Genomic DNA, 885 nt, shown 5'->3' on the forward strand with positions numbered 1-885 from the left:
TTTCGGACTATTTATGTATGTTTGAGCTGAAAAAAGTAATGTCAGCCTTGCTTATGCCGCTTCCGGCATTGCTACTGATAGGCTTGTTAGGTCTTGCTCTCATTAGTTTTACCACAAAACGTAAAACTGGCTGCTTCGTTGTTCTGTTCTCTTTTGTTGGCCTTTTTCTAGTTGCCTTCCAACCTGTTTCAACCAAGCTTCTCATGCCACTTGAGCGCGAGCATAAGGCCTTTTTACCTGTGTCAGGTACCATTGACTACGTTATGGTGCTGGGTAATGGCCACGTGGTCGATGACGAAATTCCACCAACATCGCAATTAAGCCGCGCGGCGTTGATGCGATTAACGGAAGGCATTCGTATTTTGCGTATGTACCCAGGCGCAAAGCTAATTTTATCTGGTTATGATGGTGGCTCTGAGATCAGCCATGCTCGTATGATGGCAAACGTTGCTTTGGCATTAGGTGTTGCAAAATCCGACATTATTTTGTTGGAAGATGCAAAAGACACATGGGAAGAAGCAAGACAAGCCGCCGCTTTTGTTCAACAAAAAGAGATTGTGCTGGTCACGTCAGCGAGCCACATCAGCCGTGCGCTGTACGAGTTTAACGCAGCTGGAATTAAACCCATCCCTGCTCCAACGAATTTCTTAGCGATAGACGAAGTTAGCCAACCGTGGGACAAGTATTCACCTAAAGCTCGCTACCTTGAGCAAACTGAACTGTTTTGGCATGAATACCTTGGTAGCGTTTGGCAAAGACTGCGTGACACCGTAGGGCAAACGCCGATGGTGGAAGCGGAATAAACCCGATTTATAAACACAAAAAAGGAGAGCATTGGCTCTCCTTTTTCTTTACTGCTTGTCTGATGGTGATTAATCACCTGCA

Annotated in this window: 1 protein-coding gene; it reads left to right on the top strand. The window is 45.8% G+C overall.

Annotation, left to right across the window (positions count from 1 at the left end; genetic code table 11):
• The first annotated feature begins 17 nt into the window (after positions 1–17).
• Positions 18–803 (top strand): envelope biogenesis factor ElyC, encoded by a 786-nt coding sequence (elyC, locus tag R8O10_RS24295; protein WP_141180289.1) that lies wholly within the window; start codon positions 18–20, stop codon positions 801–803.
• The last annotated feature ends 82 nt before the right edge of the window (positions 804–885 follow it).

It is taken from the genome of Vibrio sp. 1727, assembly GCF_033344415.1.
Lineage (GTDB): Bacteria > Pseudomonadota > Gammaproteobacteria > Enterobacterales > Vibrionaceae > Vibrio > Vibrio alginolyticus.

Excerpts from the sequence above, each read along its gene's own strand:
- elyC (WP_141180289.1), top strand. The coding sequence starts at position 18 with ATGTTTGAGCTGAAAAAAGTAATGTCAGCCTTGCTTATGCCGCTTCCG.